Origin of the sequence: Shewanella nanhaiensis (assembly GCF_019457885.1) — a bacterium.
In the GTDB taxonomy this organism is placed as follows: Bacteria; Pseudomonadota; Gammaproteobacteria; order Enterobacterales; family Shewanellaceae; genus Shewanella; species Shewanella nanhaiensis.
Window position 1 is genome coordinate 1 of sequence record NZ_JAHZST010000087.1, and the last position, 266, is coordinate 266.

Below are 266 nucleotides of genomic sequence, written 5' to 3' on the forward strand. Positions count from 1 at the left end.
GTCAGTCAGGAGTATTTAGCCTTGGAGGATGGTCCCCCCATGTTCAGACAAGATGTCACGTGTCCCGTCCTACTCGTTTTCACGTAAAGTTAGTTTTCATGTACGGGGCTATCACCCTGTGCCGCTGAGCTTTCCAACTCATTCCACTAACACCCTCTACGCTTAAGGGCTAATCCCCGTTCGCTCGCCGCTACTAGGGGAATCTCGGTTGATTTCTTTTCCTCCGGGTACTTAGATGTTTCAGTTCCCCGGGTTTGCCTCATTAA

Annotated in this window: 1 rRNA gene; it reads right to left on the reverse strand. The window is 50.4% G+C overall.

Annotated elements, in window-relative coordinates:
* Positions 1 to 266 (reverse strand): 23S ribosomal RNA (locus K0625_RS24960); the annotation flags it as partial.